Origin of the sequence: Luteimonas huabeiensis HB2 (assembly GCF_000559025.1) — a bacterium.
Lineage (GTDB): Bacteria > Pseudomonadota > Gammaproteobacteria > Xanthomonadales > Xanthomonadaceae > Luteimonas > Luteimonas huabeiensis.
Genome location: NZ_JAAN01000031.1, coordinates 124,418 through 141,553, shown reverse-complemented (window position 1 = coordinate 141,553; position 17,136 = coordinate 124,418). Strand labels below are relative to the sequence as shown.

Genomic DNA, 17,136 nt, shown 5'->3' with positions numbered 1-17,136 from the left:
ACAGGGAGGGTGGGGGCGGGGCGTGGCAGAATGGCGGCATGTCCTACCTCGTCCTCGCCCGCAAGTGGCGTCCGAAGCGTTTCGCCGAGCTGGTCGGGCAGGAGCACGTGGTGCGCGCGCTGACCAATGCGCTCGATTCCGGTCGTGTCCACCACGCCTTCCTGTTCACCGGCACCCGCGGCGTGGGCAAGACCACGATCGCGCGGATCTTCGCCAAGAGCCTGAACTGCGAGTCCGGCACCTCGGCCGATCCCTGCGGCGAGTGCGAGACCTGCCGCTCGATCGACGCCGGGCGCTTCATCGACCTGCTCGAGATCGACGCGGCCAGCAATACCGGCGTGGACGACGTGCGCGAGCTGATCGACAACGCGCAGTACATGCCCTCGCGCGGCCGGGTGAAGGTCTACCTGATCGACGAGGTGCACATGCTCTCGAAGTCGGCCTTCAACGCGTTGCTGAAGACGCTGGAGGAGCCGCCGGAGCACGTGAAGTTCCTGCTCGCCACCACCGATCCGCAGAAGCTGCCGGTGACGGTGCTCTCGCGCTGCCTGCAGTTCAACCTGAAGCGACTGGACCTGGGCCAGATCGAGGGCCAGATCGGGCGCATCCTGGAAGCCGAGGGCATCGCCTTCGAGCCTGGCGCGGTGCGCCAGCTCGCGCGCGCCGCCGACGGCAGCCTGCGCGACGGGCTGTCGCTGCTCGACCAGGCGATCGCCTACACCGGCGGCCGGCTGGAGGACGCCGGCGTCGCCGCGATGCTGGGGACCGTGGACCGCGCCCGGGTCGGCGCGCTGCTGGACGCGCTCGCGGCCGGCGACGGCGAGCGCCTGCTGGCCGAGGTCGGCGCGCTGGCCGAGTTCTCGCCCGACTGGGGCGGGGTGCTCGACGCGCTCGCCGAGGCGTTGCACCGGGTGCAGGTGCGGCAACTGGTGCCCGCCAGCGCGATCGAGGGCGACGGCATCGACCTCGACGCCCTGGCGCCGGCGCTGCGCCCGGAGCTGGTGCAGCTGTGGTACCAGATGGCGCTCGACGGCCGCCGCGAGCTGCCGCTGGCGCCGAGCCCGCGCACCGGCTTCGAGATGAGCCTGCTGCGGATGCTGGCGTTCCGTCCGCTCGAGACCGACGCTGCGGCGGCGTCCGCTGGCGCCGCCGCGCCGCGCGCCAGCGGCCGGGATGCTGCCGCCGCGGCGCGTGCGGCCCTGGCGACCGATGCCGCGCCTGCGGCCCGGTCCGCGCCCGCCGCGCCGCAGGCCGCGGAGCCGCCCAGGCGCGTCGCGCCGCCGCCGCCGTTCGCGCCGGTCGCTGCGCCGCCTTCGCCGCCTTCGCCGCCGCCCGCCGCGGTGGCCACGTCTGAGCCCGTCGCCGCGCCGCCCGCTGCCGCGCGGACGCCGCCGGCCGCGCCGGCGCCGGAAGCGGCGCCGCGCGTGGCGGTGGATGCCGCCGGCTGGCCCGACCTGGTGGTGCGGCTGGGCCTGCGCGGCCCGGTGCGCGAGCTGGCCGCGCACACCGCCTTCGTCGGCTACGCCGACGGCGTGCTGAAGCTGTCGCTGCCGGAATCCGACGATCACCTGAAGACGCCCTTGCTGGTCGGGCAGTTCGCCGAGGCGCTGGCGCCGCACTTCGGTGCGGTGCCGACGCTGCGCTTCGAGGCCGAGGCGCCCGCCGCCGGCGAGACGCTGCGCGCGCGCCATGCGCGCGAGCGCGACGCGCGGCAGAACGCGGCCGAGGCCGCGTTCCTCAACGATCCCGACGTCAAGCGGCTGATGACCCAGCACGGCGCGAAGCTGGTGCCCGACTCGATCCGTCCGTTCGACGACCGTTGACGCCATGCCGCCGCCTCGCCGCGGCGCTCCATTCCGAGGACCCGAACATGCGTGGAAACATCGCCCAGCTGATGCAGCAGGCGCAGAAGATGCAGGAGAACATGCAGCGCGCGCAGGAGGAACTGGCCGCGCTCGAGGTGACCGGCAACGCCGGCGGCGGCATGGTCTCGGTGACCCTGACCGGCCGCATGGAGTGCCGCAAGGTGCGCATCGATCCCAGCGTGCTGGGCGATGCCGAGATGACCGAGGACCTGGTCGCCGCGGCGGTCAACGACGCGGTCAACAAGGTCAACGCCGAGTCGCAGTCGCGCATGGCCGCGGCCACCGCCGGCATGCCGATCCCGCCCGGCATGAAGATGCCGTTCTGAGCGCCGGGATCCGGGAGCGGGGGCGCCGGGCGCGCCGGATGTCCGCGCCCCGGCGCCCGGACCGAGCCTTCGCCAGCCTGCCGACCTCGCCGTGTCCTCACTGCTCGAACAGCTGATCGACGCGTTGCGCGTGCTGCCCGGCGTCGGGCAGAAGTCCGCGCAGCGCATGGCCTACCACCTGCTGGAGCGCCAGCGCGACGGCGGCCTGCGCCTGGCCGGCGCGCTGGAGGCGGCGATGACGCACGTGCGCCACTGCGAGCGCTGCCGCGACTTCTCCGAGACCCCGGTGTGCGCGATCTGCGCCAGCGCCTCGCGCGAGGCCCAGCAGTTGTGCGTGGTGGAGTCCCCGGCCGACCGCCTGGCGATCGAGCAGGCCACCGACTACCGCGGGCTGTACTTCGTGCTGCACGGCCGGCTGAGCCCGCTGGACGGGATCGGGCCGGCCGAGCTCGGTCTCGACGCCCTGGCCGAGCGGCTGGCGGCGGGCGAGGTGCGCGAGCTGATCGTCGCCACCAATCCGACCGTCGAGGGCGAGGCCACCGCGCATTACCTGGCGCAGCTGGCGCGGCGCCATGGCGTGCGCCCCAGCCGTCCCGCGCACGGGCTGCCGCTGGGCGGCGAGCTGGAGTACGTGGACCGCGGCACGCTGTCGCACGCCTTCGGCAGCCGCAGCGAAGTGGTGTAGGAGTCGGGACTGCGGAGTCTCGCGGCGCCGGGGTATGCTCGATCCATCCCCGTTCCCGTTCCCCGACGCCCATGACCCTGTTCCACAAGATCATCCGCCGCGAGATCCCGGCCGACATCGTCTACGAGGACGAGCACCTGATCGCCTTCCGCGACATCGCGCCGCAGGCGCCGGTGCACGTGCTGTTCGTGCCCAAGGAGACGATCCCCTCGCTCGACGCCGCCCGGCCCGAACACGCCGAACTGGTCGGCCGGCTGGCGCTGGCCGCGGCGGAGTACGCGCGCCAGGAAGGCTTCGCCGAGGACGGCTACCGCATCGTCATGAACTGCAACGGCCACGGCGGGCAGACCGTGTACCAGATGCACCTGCACCTGCTGGCCGGCGCGCCGCTGGGGCGCTTCGGTACGCCGTAGGGCCCGGCCGCCGCGCTGCGGCTACCCGCGGCTCACCACCACCACCAGCCCGGCGGGCCCCAGGGATAGGGGTCGTAGCGGATCACCTGCACGTCGGCCCGTTCCGGCCACAGGTAGACGACATCGGCGTCGAGGCGCGGCAGGCGGTAGTCGTATTCGCCGATGCGCACCTGCTCGGTCCCCGCGACGCGGCCGGTGAAGGTGACTTCGCGGTCGGCGGCGAACAGCGCCGGATCGTAGAAGCCGGCGCGGCAGGCGATGAAGCGGCCGCCGGCGACGTCGCCCTGGAAACGGGGCCGGCCGGTGGCGTCCAGCGGCGCGGACAGCACCTGGAAGCAGGTGCGCGCAGGCTCGGGCGCGACCTCGACGATGCGCCCGCCCCAGCGCACCGTGGCGCCGAGGCCGGTGCCGTCGGCGGCCTGCTCGGGGGTGATGGCGTTATAGGCGCCCTGCAGCGGCACGGGTTGGGTGGCGCAGCCGACGAGCAGCGCGCTGGCGCACGCGGCGGCGAGGAAGGCGAGGGTGGCGCGTGTCATCGTGCGGTCTCCACGGAACGTGGCCGGTGCCGTTGCAGGTCGCGGACGAGGCGCCGCGCCACGGCCGGGTCGGGCTGATGCGCAGCGTAGCGCCAATCGACGAAACGCGCGCTGAGCGCGGCCAGGGTGTCGTCGCCGGGACGCGCGGCCAGCACGCGCGCGCTCCAGCGCCCGGCCGGCTCCCAGGGCTCCGGCGCCAGGCCCAGGCGCGCGTAGCGGCGGCCCAGCGCGTGCCAGGCGCGCAGCACCGGGTCGCGCTCGCGCTCGCCGCGCGCGACCAGCCAGAGCATCCAGGCCAGCGCCAGGCCCCCGGCCGCGGCGAACAGCGCCACCAGTTGCGGCGCGTCCAGGTCCGGGCCGCCGAGCGGGCGCAGCAGCCGGCGCTGGCGCCCGGCATCGAAACCCAGCACCAGATCGTTCCAGCCGCGGCGCATCCAGTCGCCGAAGTCGCGCACCGGGGCCAGCGGCAGCAGATCGCCGGCAGCGCCGCCGGCGAGGTCGTCGAGGGTGTCGTAGATGCGTTCGGGCGCGACGGCGGCGGTGGGGTCCACGCGCACCCAGCCGCGGTCCTGCAGCCAGACTTCGATCCAGGCATGGGCGTCGTTGCGGCGGACCAGCCAGTAGCCGCCGAAGCGGTTGTACTGGCCGCCGGCGTAGCCGGTGACCACGCGCGCGGGGATGCCCGCCGCGCGCATCAGCACCGCGAAGGCCGAGCTGTAGTGCTCGCAGAAGCCGCGCTGCTGGTCGAACAGGAATTCGTCCACCGCGTGGCGGCCGGGCAGCGGCACGGCGAGGGTGTAGGCGAAGTCGCGGCGGACCCAGGCCAGCGCGCGCGCGATCAGCGCCTCGTCGCCGGCGGCGCCCTCGCCGAGCTCCGCGCGCCACTGGCGGGCGAGCGCGAGCGTGCGCGGGTTGTAGCCTTCGGGCAGGCGCAGGGCGAGGTCGCGCAGCGCCGGGCGCAGCGCCGGCTCGAAGGCGACCGGCGGCGACGAGCGCAGCCGCCAGCGCCGCAGCGCATCCAGCGGCCGCAGCGCCAGGAGGCTGTAGTCGGCGCTCATGCGCAGGCCCTCCGGCGCGCCCTGCGGCAGGTCGAGCGCGACCATGAAGCGGCGGTCGGTGGGCTCGACGTCGATCTCGTAGTCCCACGTCGTCGCGGCGCGGCGCACCTCGGCCGGCCGCAGGCCCTCGGTCCAGGCCGTGCGCGTCCAGCGGCGGCCGTCGTAGTCGCCGAGCACCGGGCCGCGCCAGTACAGCTGGGTGCGCTCGGGCGTGGCGCCGAAGAAGCGCACGCGCAGCGCCGGCGAATCGTCGCCCATCAGGTCCAGCCATGCGCCCGGCGCCATCTCCCCGGACAGGCCGGGCCGCGCCACCGCGCGCTCGGGCACGCCCCACAGCGGCGAGGACATGCGCGGAAACAGCCAGAACGCGGCCAGGGCCAGCGGCAGGCCGATCAGCGCCAGCCGCGCCACCCACCACAGCCGCCGCGCCAGGCCGCGCGCGCCGACCGTGCGCGGGTCGGGCGGGACCGAGGACGCCAGCTCGGACAGCCGCCACAGCGCCGCCAGCGCCAGGCCGGCGCCGGCCAGCCCGAGCAGCAGCGACAGCGGGCCCTGGTCGAGCAGGAAGGTGGCGAACGGCGCGAACAGGGCGAAGCCGACCAGGCTGCGCGCGTCGCGCCAGGTGAACAGCTCCACCGGCTTGATCGCCAGCATCGCCGCCAGCAGCGCGCAGCCGGTGTCGCGGCCGACGGCGAAGCCGTTGGCGGCGGCCACCAGCGCGATCGTCGCCAGCGCGATCGCCAGCCGCAGCGCCGCCGGCAGGCGCCGTGTCCACGCCGCCGCCGCCATGCCGGCCGCCAGGCAGCCGAGCGCGATCCCCTGCCGGCCCGGCAACTGCAGCAGCAACGGCAGCAGGCAGGCGAACGCGCCCGCCAGGCACCATGGCCGTGCGGCATCGGGCAGGCGGGCCGCGGCGGTCGCGGCCTCAGCCACGGGGCGCCTCCGGCATCAGCGCCAGCGCGCGCAGGCAGGCGTACCGGTGCGCGGCGCCGCGGGACGGCCCGATCGGCGGCTGGCCCGGCAGCCGCAGCAGGTAGCGGCGCAGGTCGCGCTCGGCCTCGTCCACCCAGCGCGCCAGGCGGCGGATGCGGTCCTCGTGGGCGAGCGCGCCGAGTTCGCGCCAGTCGAGCACGACATCGGCGCCTTGCGGTTGCTCGTACTCGCGCACCAGCAACTGGTCGCGGCGCGCGGACGGCTTCCAGGCGATCGCGCGCCGGGCATCGCCGCGGCGCCAGGCGCGCAGGTGGTGGACGTCGTCGCCGGACGGGTGCAGCCGCGCTTGCGCGTTGTCGCCGGCGCCTTGCGGCAGCGGCGGTCCGTGCGGTTCGGGGGCGGGGAACACCAGCAGCGGCGCGTCCGGCCACAGCCAGGACCAGGCGCGCGCCAGCCCGAGCGGCCGCGTGGTGGCGATGCGGATGCGGCCGGGCTCGAGCCAGCCGCGCCGCTGGGTGGGCAGGTCCAGCACCGCCTCGCCCGCGCCGTCCTCGAGGTGCAGCGCGGCCCGGGCCTGGCCGCAGCGTACCTCCAGCCCGCGCCGCGGACGCGCCGGGTCCGCGCGCACGTGCAGGCGCAGCGCCAGCGGCCGGCCGGCGGCGACCGGCTCGGCGCTCGCGGCCTGCACGGTCAGCCCGCTCAGTTGCAGGTGCGCGTGCAGCAGGCTGGCCAGCCCGGCGCCCGCCAGCAGCAGGCACAGCAGCAGCGCGGGATTGTTGTTGTAGTTGAGCGCGCCCGCGCCCATGCCCAGCAGCAGCGCCAGGAAGAACAGGCCGAAGGCGGTCGGCAGCACGTACACGCGGCGGCGGTCGAAGCGCACCGGCAGCGGCTCGGGCGCGCGCGGTCGCGCCAGCGCCGACAGGCGGGCGCCGAGGCGGGCGCGAACGGAAGCGGCCTCGCCCATCGCGGCGGCGTCAGTCGACGGCGACCGCGTGCAGGATGGCCTTGGCGAGCCCGGCGGCGTCGCCGCCGTCGCCCTCGGGCACGATGCGGTGCGCGGCGACCGCGGCGAACAGCGCCTGCACGTCCTCCGGCACCACGTGGGCGCGGCCGAGCACCAGCGCGTGCGCGCGCGCGGCGCGCAGCAACGCGATGCCCGCGCGCGGCGACAGCCCGACGCGCACGCCGCCGTGGTGGCGGCTGCGCGCGATCAGCGCCTGCACGTAGTCGATCAGCGCCTCGCTGGCGTGCACGCGCTGCACGGCCTCGCGCAGGCGCAGTACCTCGTCGGGGCCCAGTACCGGCAGCGCGCGCGCGATCAGGTCGCGGCGGTCGCGGCCCGACAGCAGCGCGCGTTCGGCCTCGCGGTCGGGATAGCCCAGGCTCAGGCGCAGCAGGAAGCGGTCGAGCTGCGAATCGGGCAGGGGATAGGTGCCGGCGAGGTCGAGCGGGTTCTGGGTGGCGATGACGAAGAACGGCTCCGGCAGCGCGTGGGTGGTGCCGTCCACGCTGACCTGGCGCTCGGCCATCGCCTCCAGCAGCGCGCTCTGCGTGCGCGGCGGCGCGCGGTTGATCTCGTCGGCCAGCAGCACCTGCGCGAACACCGGCCCGGGGTGGAACTCGAACTGGCGCGCGGCGGCGTCGTAGACCGACACGCCGACGATGTCGGACGGCAGCAGGTCGGAGGTGAACTGCAGGCGCTGGAACGCCAGGCCGAGCGTCGCGGCCAGCGCATGCGCGAGCGTGGTCTTGCCCAGCCCGGGCAGGTCCTCGATCAGCACGTGGCCGCCGGCGAGCAGGGCGACGAAGGCCAGCCGCACCTCGTGTGCCTTGCCCAGGACCAGCGAGTTCACCTGGTCCTGGGCCGTCTTCAAGGAATGCGACAACGCCTCGGTTAGGATGTCGGCTCGGGCGGCGGGTTCGGCCATCGTCGTCTCCGGAAGCGGGGGCGGCGGGGCGGGCGCGACGCGTCGCCGTCGCCCGCGCTCCCCGTCGCCGCAGGCGTCACCCTTTCGTTCGTCACGAGTGTAGCGAGGTCGCGTGAGGATGCCGACTGACATCGCCATGCGGAACGCGCCGCAGCGCACGCTTTCCACGCGCGGCTGCTTCATCGCGCTGTGGGCGGGCGCGATGCTGCTCAAGATCCTGCTCGCCGCGCGCCTGCCGCTGTTCGTGGACGAGGCGTTCTACTGGCAGGAAGGACAGCACCTGGCCTGGGCCTACTCCGACCTGCCGGGACTGACGGCCTGGCTGATCCGGCTCGGCGTCGAGCTCGGCGGCCACCACCTGCTGGCGGTGCGCGCGCCGTTCCTGGCGATCGCGGCGCTGCTGCCGTGGTGGATGGTGGCGATGGTGCGGCGCGAGTTCGACGAGCGCACCGCGTGGCTGGCCGGCATCGCGACCCTGCTGCTGCCGCTGGCCGGCACGCTCGGGCTGCTGGCGCTGCCGGACGTGCCGATGGCGCTGGCGACGCTGCTCTGCGCCGACGCCGGCCTGCGCCTGCTGCGCCGGCCCGATGCCGGCGCCTCGGTGCTGCTGGCGCTGGGACTGGCGATCGGGGCGCTGAGCCATTACCGCTTCGCCGCGGTGGTGGGCGTGGGCCTGGTCGCGCTGCTGCTGTTGCCGGAAGGGCGGCGCGCGCTGCGCGATCCGCGGCCCTGGATCGCGATCGCGTTCGGCGCCGCGGCCTGGGCGCCGCTGCTGGCGTGGAATCTCGACAACGCCGAGGCCGGCCTGCGCTTCCAGCTGGTCGATCGCCATCCCTGGGCGCTGCATCCCGAGGGCGCGCTGTTTTTGCCGGTGCAGGCCGGCATGACCACGCCGCTGCTGTTCGCCGCGCTGCTGGCCGGCGCCTGGCTGGGCTGGCGCAGCGCAATCGCGCCGCGGCGCCTGCTGGCGCTGCTCGGCATGCTGCTGGTGGGCGGTTTCTTCGTGCTCGGCTTCTTCGCCGATACCGAGCGGGTGAGCTTCCACTGGCCGCTGCCGGGCTATCTGGCGCTGATCCCGCTGCTGCCGGCGCTGCTCAACGCCTGGCCGCGCTGGCTGCGCATCGGCACCTGGGCGCTGGCCGCGCTGGGGCTGGTCGCCTTCCTCGGCTACTACGCCGCGGTGTCCGCGCCGTCGCTGCGCGAGCGCTCGGCGGCGATGAAGTGGTATCCCTCCAACTTCGCCGGCTGGGAGCGGCTGGCCGACGAGGTGCGCGAGGCACGGGCGGGGATGCCCGAGGGGACGCGCCTGCTCGCCGACAACTTCAAGATCGGCGCCGAGCTCGGTTTCGCGCTGCAGGACCCGCGCGTCGAGGTGCTGGAGCATCCGCTCAACCGCGCCCACGGGCGCGCGCCGCAGCTGGCGCTGTGGGGGCTGCAGGCCGGCAGCGATTCGCTGCGCGGCGCGCCGGTGCTGCTGGTGGTCGGCGCCAGCGACGTGCCCTATCGCCTGCTGCTGCAGCGCTACCACGCGCTGTGCCGGGTGGTCGGGCCGCTGCCGCCGCCGCGCGTGCTCAACATCGACCACGGGCGCCAGCGCTTCCTGCTGTTCGCGATCGCGCAGGCGGCGCCCGGCGACGGCACGGCCTGCGCGGCGCCGGCGATGGCCTGGATCGACCGCCCGGCCTCGGGCGCGCGCGTCGGGCTGCCGTTGGAGATCGAAGGCTGGGCGTTCAAGGACGGCGTCGGCCTGTCGCGCGTCGAGGTGACGGTGGGCGGGCGCGTCGTCGCCGAGGCCGAGTACGGGCTCGACAGCCCGGGCGTGGCGGCGTACTGGCGGGTCTCGCAGGATCCGCAGCATCCGAAGGTCGGCTTCCGCGCGCGGCTGGAGGTCGGCGCGCTGCCGGCCGGCACCCACTGGCTGGGCCTGCGCCTGCACGGCCGCGACGGCAGCGTCGAGGATTGGAGCGAGCAGCCGCTGGAGGTGCGCTGAGCGCGTCGGTGCGCTTGCGCGCGACGCAGATCGGCATCGGGTCGGGAAAAACACCGCGCGCAGGCGCGCTCCGGCCGGCCTGGATCTATGGCACCGCGAAGCCGGCCGCGCGCAGCGCGCGGGCGGTGGCGATCAGCGGCAGGCCGATCAGCGCGGTGGGATCGCGGCTGTCGATGGCCTCGAACAGCGCGATGCCCAGACCTTCGCACTTGAAGCTGCCGGCGCAGTCGAACGGTCGCTCGGCGTCCACGTAGCGGGCGATCTCGGCCTCGTCGAGCGCGCGCAGGCGCACCGTGGTCTCGTCGCGGTGCGCGGCCTCGATGCGGCCGTCGCGGGCCAGCGCTAGCGCGGTGGAGAAGGTCGCCGCGCGGCCGGACATCGCGCGCAGCTGGGCGATGGCGGCGTCGCGGCCGCCGGGCTTGCCCAGCGGCGCGCCGTCGAGGCCGGCGGCCTGGTCTGAACCCAGCACCCAGGCCCCGGGCGCGGCGCGCGAGACCGCCAGCGCCTTCGCCGCCGCCAGCCGCTCGGCCAGCGCGTCCGGCGCCTCGCCGGGACGCGGCGTCTCGTCCACCTCGGGACGGGCGACATCGAACGGCAGGCGCAGCCGCTCCAGGAGCTGGCGTCGGTAGGGCGAGGTGGAGGCGAGGATCAGCCGCATCGGCATCGGGTCGGTCCGTGGGAAAGTGAGGTCAGTGCGCGCGGGCGCGTTCGAGGCGGTCGAGCTGGCGGTCGATGCGCGCGCGGGCGCCGTCGATGGCATCGCGCACGCGCTCCAGCCGCTCGGGCGAGGCTTCGCCGCCGTGGCGCTGCAGCCACAGCCGCTGGCGCAGCATCTCCTGCATCGCTTCGCGCACGGGATCGCGGTCGCGGTCGCGGTCGGCCGCCGCCTCGATCTCGGCGCGCGCCGCGCGCAGCCGGGCTTCGAAGGCATCGGCGGCGTCGAGCACACCGGCCAGCGCGCGGCGGTGGCGATCGGCGCGCCGTCGCCGCGCCCGCAGCCAGGCCGCGGCGGCCAGCAGCGCGGCGAAGGCGATGGCGAGAGCGAGCAGGGCCATGGCGGCGGGTCTCCTGAGGCGGGCGGCCGGCTGGCCAGCGATGCGTGCGCAGGCTGGCGGTCGGCACCGGAAGCCGCCGGCAGGCTGCCAGGAGCGCCCCCCGGGGCCGGCCGGGCAGTCTACCGCCCCATCGGTTGGGCGGGACGCTTCATGCGGCGGCCCGCCGGAGCGAGGTCGCGCTCCGCCCGGGCCGCGGAGCGCAGGGCGCTACAATCGGCCGGCATGCCGCAGACCGTGGAGCGATCTTGACCGGTGTCCCGCTGCGCAGGCCCCCTCCGCCTGCGGCCCATGGAATCCGCCGCTACGTCTTCGGCATCGTCGTCGGTTCGCTCTGCGCGGGCGCGACCCTGGTCGCGACGATCGTCGCCCTCGCCGTGGACGCCATGATCGCGATCGCCATCGGCATCTACATCTGCCTGCCGTTGCTGCTGCTGCTGTCCATCGTCTGGCTGGTCTACGCGATACGGGATCGCGGCCGCATGCCCGCGCGGGCCCACGGCTGGTGCTGGCTGCCGACGCTGTCGGCCGCGCTGATCCTGCCCGCCGCGGCGAAGGTGGACGCCTGGCGCAAGGCGCTTCGCGAGAGGGCGTTCCCGCCCGTCAGCGAACTGCACGTCAACCTGACCGGCCGGGATCTGTGGGTGCCGACGCGGGGGACCAGCACGTACAGCGGCACTGCGCCGGATATGCCCATGCGCGGCGATCGGCCCGCGGACTTCGTCGAACTGACCCGCTGGGCCGGCAGCGTCGATGCGTTGCCCGGTCCGCTGTTTCCCTACAGGAAGGGGCTGCTGTTGCCCGAGTTCGATCGCCTGCCGCGGCAACTGGACGCGCCGCCCGACGGGGCCGCGGCCTGGCCGCCGGATGCGGGCGCTTATGCGCCCTGGACGTTGTCCAATCCGGTGCCCGCCACCGACGCCCTGAGGTCCCAGGCCGGCTTCTTTGGCGCGGGCTCCCTGCTGCAATACGTCTACTACCACTACGCGGATCGCATCGAGGTCGCGCCGGTGCTGCGCGATGGCACGGACCTGTGGGACGTGCCGGGGGATGCGCTTCCCGTGCCTCTGGTCGCCTTCCATGCGATGAACATGACGAGCGAGGACATCGTGCGCCTGGAGGTCAACGGCCGGGCCGTGCGCGTCGGGCCCTGGGGGCGGGCGGTGGCGCCGATGCGCGATTGCAGCCGGGGGCCGGCGGGGCTGGGCCTGGCGCAGATCGAACTGGACGCGCCGCTGCGGGTGCGGTGGCAGACGAGCCGCGCGCCGCACGCGTGGCGGCAGGCGGTCGCGCCTTTGCCGGAGTTCGAAGGCGCGTTGCCGCCCGGCTCCCGGCCTCTCCTGCAGCGGGCGATGCTCTATTTCGACCAGGACGACCGGGTTTTCGTCGAGCGCTTCCAGGAGGTCGAACTCGACGGCGGCCTGGGCGTGCGCCTGACCGGGACGCCCGACGGGCTGAGCCGTCCCCCGCCATGCAGGTCCGCGCTGGATCCCTACGGCCCACGTCGCGCGCGCGTGCTGCCGGCGCGGTGAGGCGGACGGGGCGGGGCCCGTGCCCGACGGCGGTGCCCCCCGGAGGTTCTCGCGCGGCGAATCGCCCGCCGCGACAGCCGGTTGCGGGGAGGACGGTCGATTGACAGCGCCCGGGGGCCGGCCTAACATTTCGCCTCTTATGTCCGCCGATCTGCCCGAAGTGATCGACGCCTGGCGCATGGTCGCTTCGCGCCGGGTGTTCGAGGGACGCCGTCCGTTGTCCGCGATGCTCCGCCTCGGCGGCGCGTTGCAGTCCACGGAGGGCGAGGCGGCCTATGTCGTGGAGTTCGGCCAGGACGCGTTCCAGGTACCGTTCGTGGCGCTGCGGGCCGAGGCCGGGTTGCCGCTGCAGTGCCAGCGGTCGCTGCAGGAATTCGTGCAGCCGATCCGGGTGGAGCAGCGTTTCGGCCTGATCCGCGACGAGGCCGACGAGGCGGCGCTTCCGCCCGGGTACGAGGCGTTGCTGGTGCCGGAGGACGGCAGCCTGCGGCCGCTCGACCTGTTGGAGGACGAGCTCATCCTCGCGGTGCCGCTGGTCCCGGTGGCGCCCGGCTCGGAAGCCGTCGAGCGCGACTGGCCGGCGAGCGCGGAAGAGGAAGCGCGCGCCAGCCCGTTCGCGGCGCTGGCGGCGCTGAAGAAGCAGTAAGAAGAATCCAGGCGGGCGCCCGCGGGCGTGCGCGAACGGAAGAACCCCGAGATCCATCGCTGGAGCAATCCCATGGCTGTGCAGAAATCCCGAGTCACCCCTTCCCGCCGCGGCATGCGCCGTGCGCACGACAAGCTCGACGCCAAGCAGCTGGCGACCGACCCGACCACCGGCGAGACCCATCTGCGCCACCACGTCACCGCCGACGGCTACTACCGCGGCAAGCAGGTGATCCAGGTCAAGTCGAAGATCGTCGACGAGGACTGATGCGGCTCGCCGCCGCGACAGCGGCGGCGGCTCCCGGCGCTACGCGGCGGCACGGATCGTCTTCCTCGCGCAGCGCCCCCGCCACGGCCCGGTGCGACAGGCCGCGGCTGCGAGGACAGCGGTAACGATGAGCGAAACGGGTGCGACGCCCCGCGTCTATGCGCGGATTGCCGGCACCGGCAGCTACCTGCCGGCGAACGTGGTCACCAACGACGACCTGTCCAAGGTGGTCGATACCAGCGACGAGTGGATCGCCTCGCGCACGGGCATCCGGCAGCGCCACGTGGCCGCCGAGGGCGAGACCACCGGCGACCTCGCCTACCACGCCTCGGTGCGCGCGCTGGAGGCGGCCGGCGTCGAGGCCTCCGAGCTCGACCTGATCGTGCTCGGCACCACCACGCCCGATCTCGTGTTCCCGTCCACCGCCTGCCTGCTGCAGCACCGGCTGGGCGCCAACGGCTGCGGCGCGTTCGACGTCAACGCCGCCTGCTCCGGGTTCGTCTACGCGCTGTCGGTCGCCGACAAGTTCATCCGCACCGGCGCCGCGCGCACCGTGCTGGTGGTCGGTGCGGAAACGCTGACCCGCATGGTCGACTGGAGCGATCGCGCCACCTGCGTGCTGTTCGGCGACGGCGCCGGCGCGGTGGTGCTCAAGGCCGATACCGAGACCGGCATCCTCAGCACCCACCTGCATGCCGACGGCGGCAAGAAGGAACTGCTGTGGAACCCGGTCGGCGTGTCGGTCGGCTTCAAGGAACAGGAAAAGAACGCCGGCGTGCGCATCCACATGACCGGCAACGAGGTCTTCAAGCACGCGGTCAAGGCGCTCGACTCGGTGGTCGAGGAGACCCTGGCCGAGAACGGCCTGGACCGCCGCGCCATCGACTGGCTGATCCCGCATCAGGCCAACCTGCGCATCATCGAGGCGACCGCCAAGCGCCTGGACCTGCCGATGGACCGGGTGGTGGTGACCGTGGACCGCCACGGCAACACGTCCTCCGGCTCGGTGCCGCTGGCGCTGGACGAGGCGGTGCGTTCGGGCCGGGTCGAGCGCGGCCAGCTGCTGCTGCTGGAAGCCTTCGGCGGCGGCTTCACCTGGGGTTCGGCGCTGCTGCGCTACTGATGTCGGGTCCGGGCGCCGCCCGGGGCTTGCGGGCCGCGCGCCATGATCGAACCCATCCGCATCGCCGGCGAGACCGCCTGGCTCAAACGTTATCCCGCCGGCGGCCGCCGGCGCCTGCGCCTGGCCGCGATGGACGCGTTCGCCCGTCGCCTGGGCCTGCGCCCGCTGCGGCCGCCGCCGCACCATGCCGGCGCCGACGCGCGCGCGGTCGAGCAGCGCCGCATCCGCCAGCTGCAGGCCGCCGGCGTGCGGGTGCCGGAGATCCTGGGCGCCGGCCGCGACGTGCTGGTGCTCAGCGACCTCGGTCCCACGCTGTCCTCGCGGATGCGCGAGGCCGCCGACGCGCCGGCGCGGCTGGACGCGCTGACCGGCGCCGCGATCGAGGCGATCGGCGCCGGCCACGCGCGCGGCGGCTACTTCGGCCAGCCGTGGCCGCGCAACCTCACCGCCGCCGATGCCGGCATCGGCTTCCTCGACTTCGAGGAGGATCCGCTCGACGTGATGCCGCTGGCCGATGCGCAGGCGCGCGACTGGGTGCTGTTCGCCTACGGGGCCTCGCGCTACTACGCCGAACGCCCGCAGGCGCTGACCGGAATGCTGGGCGAGGCGCTGGCGCAGGCGCCGGCCGAGGTGGAAGCGGCGGTGGGCCAGGTCGGCGGGCGGCTGCGGCCCTGGGCGCGGATCGCCGAGGCCCTGCGGCATCCGGCCGCGCACACGGTGGCGCGCGCGATCTCGATCCTGGGCGCGGCCGCGCCGTTGCTGCTGGCGCTGGCGATGCTGCTCGGCTTCGACCTGCTGCACGACGGCGAACTGGACCTGTTCGACCTGCTGTCCTGAGCGCGCCGGCGTCCGGCGGCACATACGACCGCGTACAGACAGGGCGTGCGCGGTGCCCGTATCATTCCGCGCTTTCCTGGCACCGGACCCGCGCGTGACCGATCCGCAACTCGCCTTCGTCTTCCCCGGCCAGGGGTCGCAGTCGCTCGGCATGCTGGCCGATCTCGCCGCGCGGCACCCGTCGATCCGCAACGATTTCGCGGAAGCCTCCGAGGGCGCGGGCGTGGACCTGTGGGCGCTGAGCCAGGACGGGCCGGAAGACCGCCTCAACGCCACCGAATTCACCCAGCCCGCGTTGCTGGCCGCCAGCGTGGCGGTGTGGCGGCTGTGGCGCGCCGAGGGCGGCGCGGCGCCGGCGGCGCTGGCCGGCCACAGCCTGGGCGAGTACAGCGCGCTGGTCGCCGCCGACGCGCTCTCGCTGGCCGATGCCGCGCGCCTGGTGCGCCTGCGCGGGCAGCTGATGCAGGCGGCGGTGCCTGCGGGCACCGGCGCGATGGCGGCGGTGATCGGCGCCGACGACGCGCTCGTCGAGCGCGTCTGCAAGGAGGCCGCCGGCGACGGCGTGGCGGTGCCGGCCAACTACAACGCGCCCGGCCAGGTCGTCATCGGCGGCGAGAGCGCCGCGGTCGAGCGGGTCCTGGAGGCGCTGGCCGCGCAGGGCGTGCGCAAGGCGGTGCGGCTGGCGGTCAGCGTGCCCTCGCACACGCCGCTGATGCGCGAGGCCGCCAACCGCCTGGCCGAGGCGATGGCCGGCGCCGACTGGCGCGCGCCGGCGTTGCCGGTGGTGCAGAACGTCGACGTCGAGGTCCACGACGGCGTGCAGGCGGTCCGCGACGCGCTGGTGCGCCAGCTCTACCTGCCGGTGCGCTGGACCGGCTGCATGCAGGCCCTGGCCGCGCGCGGCGCGACCCGCTTCGCCGAGTGCGGGCCGGGCAAGGTGCTGACCGGGCTCGCGCGCCGCATCGACAAGGCCTTCGACGCCCGCGCGCTCGCCGCGCCGGACGATTTCGACGCCGCGCTGGCGGCGTGGAAGGCCTGATCCGGCGACGGATCGACGCGCCCGGGCGCGGCCGAGCGAGTCCGGTAGGACGAGCGAGAACATCCTCCCGTTGGCCTTGCCCGCGGGTATCCGCGAAAATCCGCGGCTGAACGAGTCGCTGTTCGGAGCAGACAGAACCATGACCCAACCCCTGCAAGGCGAGATCGCCCTGGTCACCGGCGCCAGCCGCGGCATCGGCGCCGCCATCGCCGACGAACTGGCCGCGCAGGGCGCGACCGTGATCGGCACCGCCACCAGCGAGGCCGGCGCGCGCGCGATCGGCGAGCGGCTCGCCGCCGCCGGCGGCCACGGCCGCGTGCTCGACGTCGCCGACGGCGCCTCGGTCGAGGCGCTGTTCGACGCCGTCGCCAAGGAATTCGGCGCGATCGGCATCCTGGTCAACAACGCCGGCATCACCCGCGACAACCTGCTGATGCGGATGAAGGACGAGGACTGGCAGGCGATCCTGGACACCAACCTCTCCAGCGTCTACCGCACCTGCAAGGCCGCCATGCGCGGGATGATGAAGGCGCGCAAGGGCCGCATCGTCAACATCGCCTCGGTGATCGGGGTCACCGGCAACGCCGGCCAGGCCAACTACGCCGCCGCCAAGGCCGGCATCATCGGCTTCAGCAAGTCGCTGGCCAAGGAGATCGGCTCGCGCGGGGTGACCGTGAACGTGGTCGCGCCCGGCTTCATCGACACCGACATGACCCGCGCCCTGCCGGACGAGGCGAAGACCGCCCTGCTGGGCCAGATCGCCCTCGGGCGGCTGGGCGAGCCGGCCGACATCGCCCGCGCGGTGGCGTTCCTGGCCGGCCCCTCGGCCGCCTACATCACCGGCGAGACCCTCCACGTCAACGGCGGCATGTACATGCCGTGACGCCCCCATCATGGGACGCAAGT

At 74.6% G+C, this 17,136-nt stretch carries 18 protein-coding genes; 12 read left to right on the top strand and 6 right to left on the bottom strand.

Going from position 1 to position 17,136, the window contains the following annotated elements; translation table 11 throughout:
• Positions 1-38: 38 nt before the first annotated feature.
• The 4 genes from dnaX to Z164_RS0113000 all read left to right on the top strand — a co-directional run bounded on the left by dnaX (position 39) and on the right by Z164_RS0113000 (position 3,289).
• Complete coding sequence (dnaX, locus tag Z164_RS0113015; RefSeq protein ID WP_024891125.1) at positions 39-1,823, top strand: DNA polymerase III subunit gamma/tau; 1,785 nt, start codon at positions 39-41, stop codon at positions 1,821-1,823.
• A 47-nt stretch (positions 1,824-1,870) separates the two neighbouring features.
• Positions 1,871-2,191 (top strand): YbaB/EbfC family nucleoid-associated protein, encoded by a 321-nt coding sequence (locus Z164_RS0113010; RefSeq protein WP_024891124.1) that lies wholly within the window; start codon positions 1,871-1,873, stop codon positions 2,189-2,191.
• 91 nt (positions 2,192-2,282) lie between these two features.
• Complete coding sequence (gene recR, locus Z164_RS0113005; RefSeq protein ID WP_024891123.1) at positions 2,283-2,876, top strand: recombination mediator RecR; 594 nt, start codon at positions 2,283-2,285, stop codon at positions 2,874-2,876.
• Between the two features lie 71 nt (positions 2,877-2,947).
• Positions 2,948-3,289 carry a histidine triad nucleotide-binding protein gene (locus tag Z164_RS0113000; protein WP_024891122.1) on the top strand — a complete coding sequence of 114 codons (342 nt, stop codon included), beginning with the start codon at positions 2,948-2,950 and terminating at the stop codon, positions 3,287-3,289.
• A gap of 32 nt (positions 3,290-3,321) precedes the next feature.
• On the opposite strand, the gene Z164_RS0112995 is transcribed toward Z164_RS0113000, so the two are convergent.
• From Z164_RS0112995 to Z164_RS0112980, 4 genes are read right to left on the bottom strand one after another with little or no spacing between them, the layout of a single operon-like run.
• Positions 3,322-3,825, bottom strand: coding sequence for a Slp family lipoprotein (locus Z164_RS0112995; protein ID WP_024891121.1), 504 nt, complete (start codon positions 3,823-3,825; stop codon positions 3,322-3,324).
• Positions 3,822-5,816, bottom strand: coding sequence for a transglutaminase TgpA family protein (locus Z164_RS0112990; protein ID WP_024891120.1), 1,995 nt, complete (start codon positions 5,814-5,816; stop codon positions 3,822-3,824). Before Z164_RS0112990 ends, Z164_RS0112995 begins: the two co-directional genes overlap by 4 nt.
• Complete coding sequence (locus tag Z164_RS0112985) at positions 5,809-6,780, bottom strand: DUF58 domain-containing protein (protein ID WP_024891119.1); 972 nt, start codon at positions 6,778-6,780, stop codon at positions 5,809-5,811. Before Z164_RS0112985 ends, Z164_RS0112990 begins: the two co-directional genes overlap by 8 nt.
• A gap of 10 nt (positions 6,781-6,790) precedes the next feature.
• Positions 6,791-7,744: an AAA family ATPase gene (locus Z164_RS0112980; RefSeq protein ID WP_024891118.1), complete on the bottom strand. Its 954-nt coding sequence runs from the start codon at positions 7,742-7,744 to the stop codon at positions 6,791-6,793.
• Positions 7,745-7,880: 136 nt separating this feature from the next.
• Here Z164_RS0112980 and Z164_RS0112975 point away from each other — a divergent pair, with 136 nt between their 5' ends.
• Positions 7,881-9,734: a glycosyltransferase family 39 protein gene (locus Z164_RS0112975; protein WP_024891117.1), complete on the top strand. Its 1,854-nt coding sequence runs from the start codon at positions 7,881-7,883 to the stop codon at positions 9,732-9,734.
• Positions 9,735-9,819: 85 nt separating this feature from the next.
• Here the strand turns inward: Z164_RS0112975 and Z164_RS0112970 are convergent, their stop codons facing one another.
• Both Z164_RS0112970 and Z164_RS0112965 read right to left on the bottom strand, forming a co-directional pair.
• Positions 9,820-10,392 carry a Maf family nucleotide pyrophosphatase gene (locus tag Z164_RS0112970; RefSeq protein ID WP_024891116.1) on the bottom strand — a complete coding sequence of 191 codons (573 nt, stop codon included), beginning with the start codon at positions 10,390-10,392 and terminating at the stop codon, positions 9,820-9,822.
• Positions 10,393-10,423: 31 nt separating this feature from the next.
• Positions 10,424-10,789 carry a hypothetical protein gene (locus Z164_RS0112965; protein ID WP_024891115.1) on the bottom strand — a complete coding sequence of 122 codons (366 nt, stop codon included), beginning with the start codon at positions 10,787-10,789 and terminating at the stop codon, positions 10,424-10,426.
• A gap of 134 nt (positions 10,790-10,923) precedes the next feature.
• Here Z164_RS0112965 and Z164_RS0112960 point away from each other — a divergent pair, with 134 nt between their 5' ends.
• The 7 genes from Z164_RS0112960 to fabG all read left to right on the top strand — a co-directional run bounded on the left by Z164_RS0112960 (position 10,924) and on the right by fabG (position 17,113).
• Positions 10,924-12,318, top strand: a complete 1,395-nt coding sequence (locus Z164_RS0112960) for a hypothetical protein (RefSeq protein WP_152540949.1) — start codon at positions 10,924-10,926, stop codon at positions 12,316-12,318.
• A 139-nt stretch (positions 12,319-12,457) separates the two neighbouring features.
• Positions 12,458-12,964: a YceD family protein gene (locus Z164_RS0112955; protein ID WP_024891113.1), complete on the top strand. Its 507-nt coding sequence runs from the start codon at positions 12,458-12,460 to the stop codon at positions 12,962-12,964.
• A gap of 72 nt (positions 12,965-13,036) precedes the next feature.
• Complete coding sequence (gene rpmF, locus Z164_RS0112950; RefSeq protein WP_024891112.1) at positions 13,037-13,231, top strand: 50S ribosomal protein L32; 195 nt, start codon at positions 13,037-13,039, stop codon at positions 13,229-13,231.
• 127 nt (positions 13,232-13,358) lie between these two features.
• Complete coding sequence (locus Z164_RS0112945; protein ID WP_043690026.1) at positions 13,359-14,354, top strand: beta-ketoacyl-ACP synthase III; 996 nt, start codon at positions 13,359-13,361, stop codon at positions 14,352-14,354.
• Positions 14,355-14,396: 42 nt separating this feature from the next.
• Complete coding sequence (locus Z164_RS0112940) at positions 14,397-15,191, top strand: BUD32 family EKC/KEOPS complex subunit (RefSeq protein WP_024891110.1); 795 nt, start codon at positions 14,397-14,399, stop codon at positions 15,189-15,191.
• Between the two features lie 94 nt (positions 15,192-15,285).
• Entirely contained in the window at positions 15,286-16,230 is a 945-nt protein-coding gene (fabD, locus tag Z164_RS0112935; RefSeq protein ID WP_024891109.1) for an ACP S-malonyltransferase, read from the top strand.
• 139 nt (positions 16,231-16,369) lie between these two features.
• Positions 16,370-17,113 (top strand): 3-oxoacyl-ACP reductase FabG, encoded by a 744-nt coding sequence (gene fabG, locus Z164_RS0112930; protein ID WP_024891108.1) that lies wholly within the window; start codon positions 16,370-16,372, stop codon positions 17,111-17,113.
• The last annotated feature ends 23 nt before the right edge of the window (positions 17,114-17,136 follow it).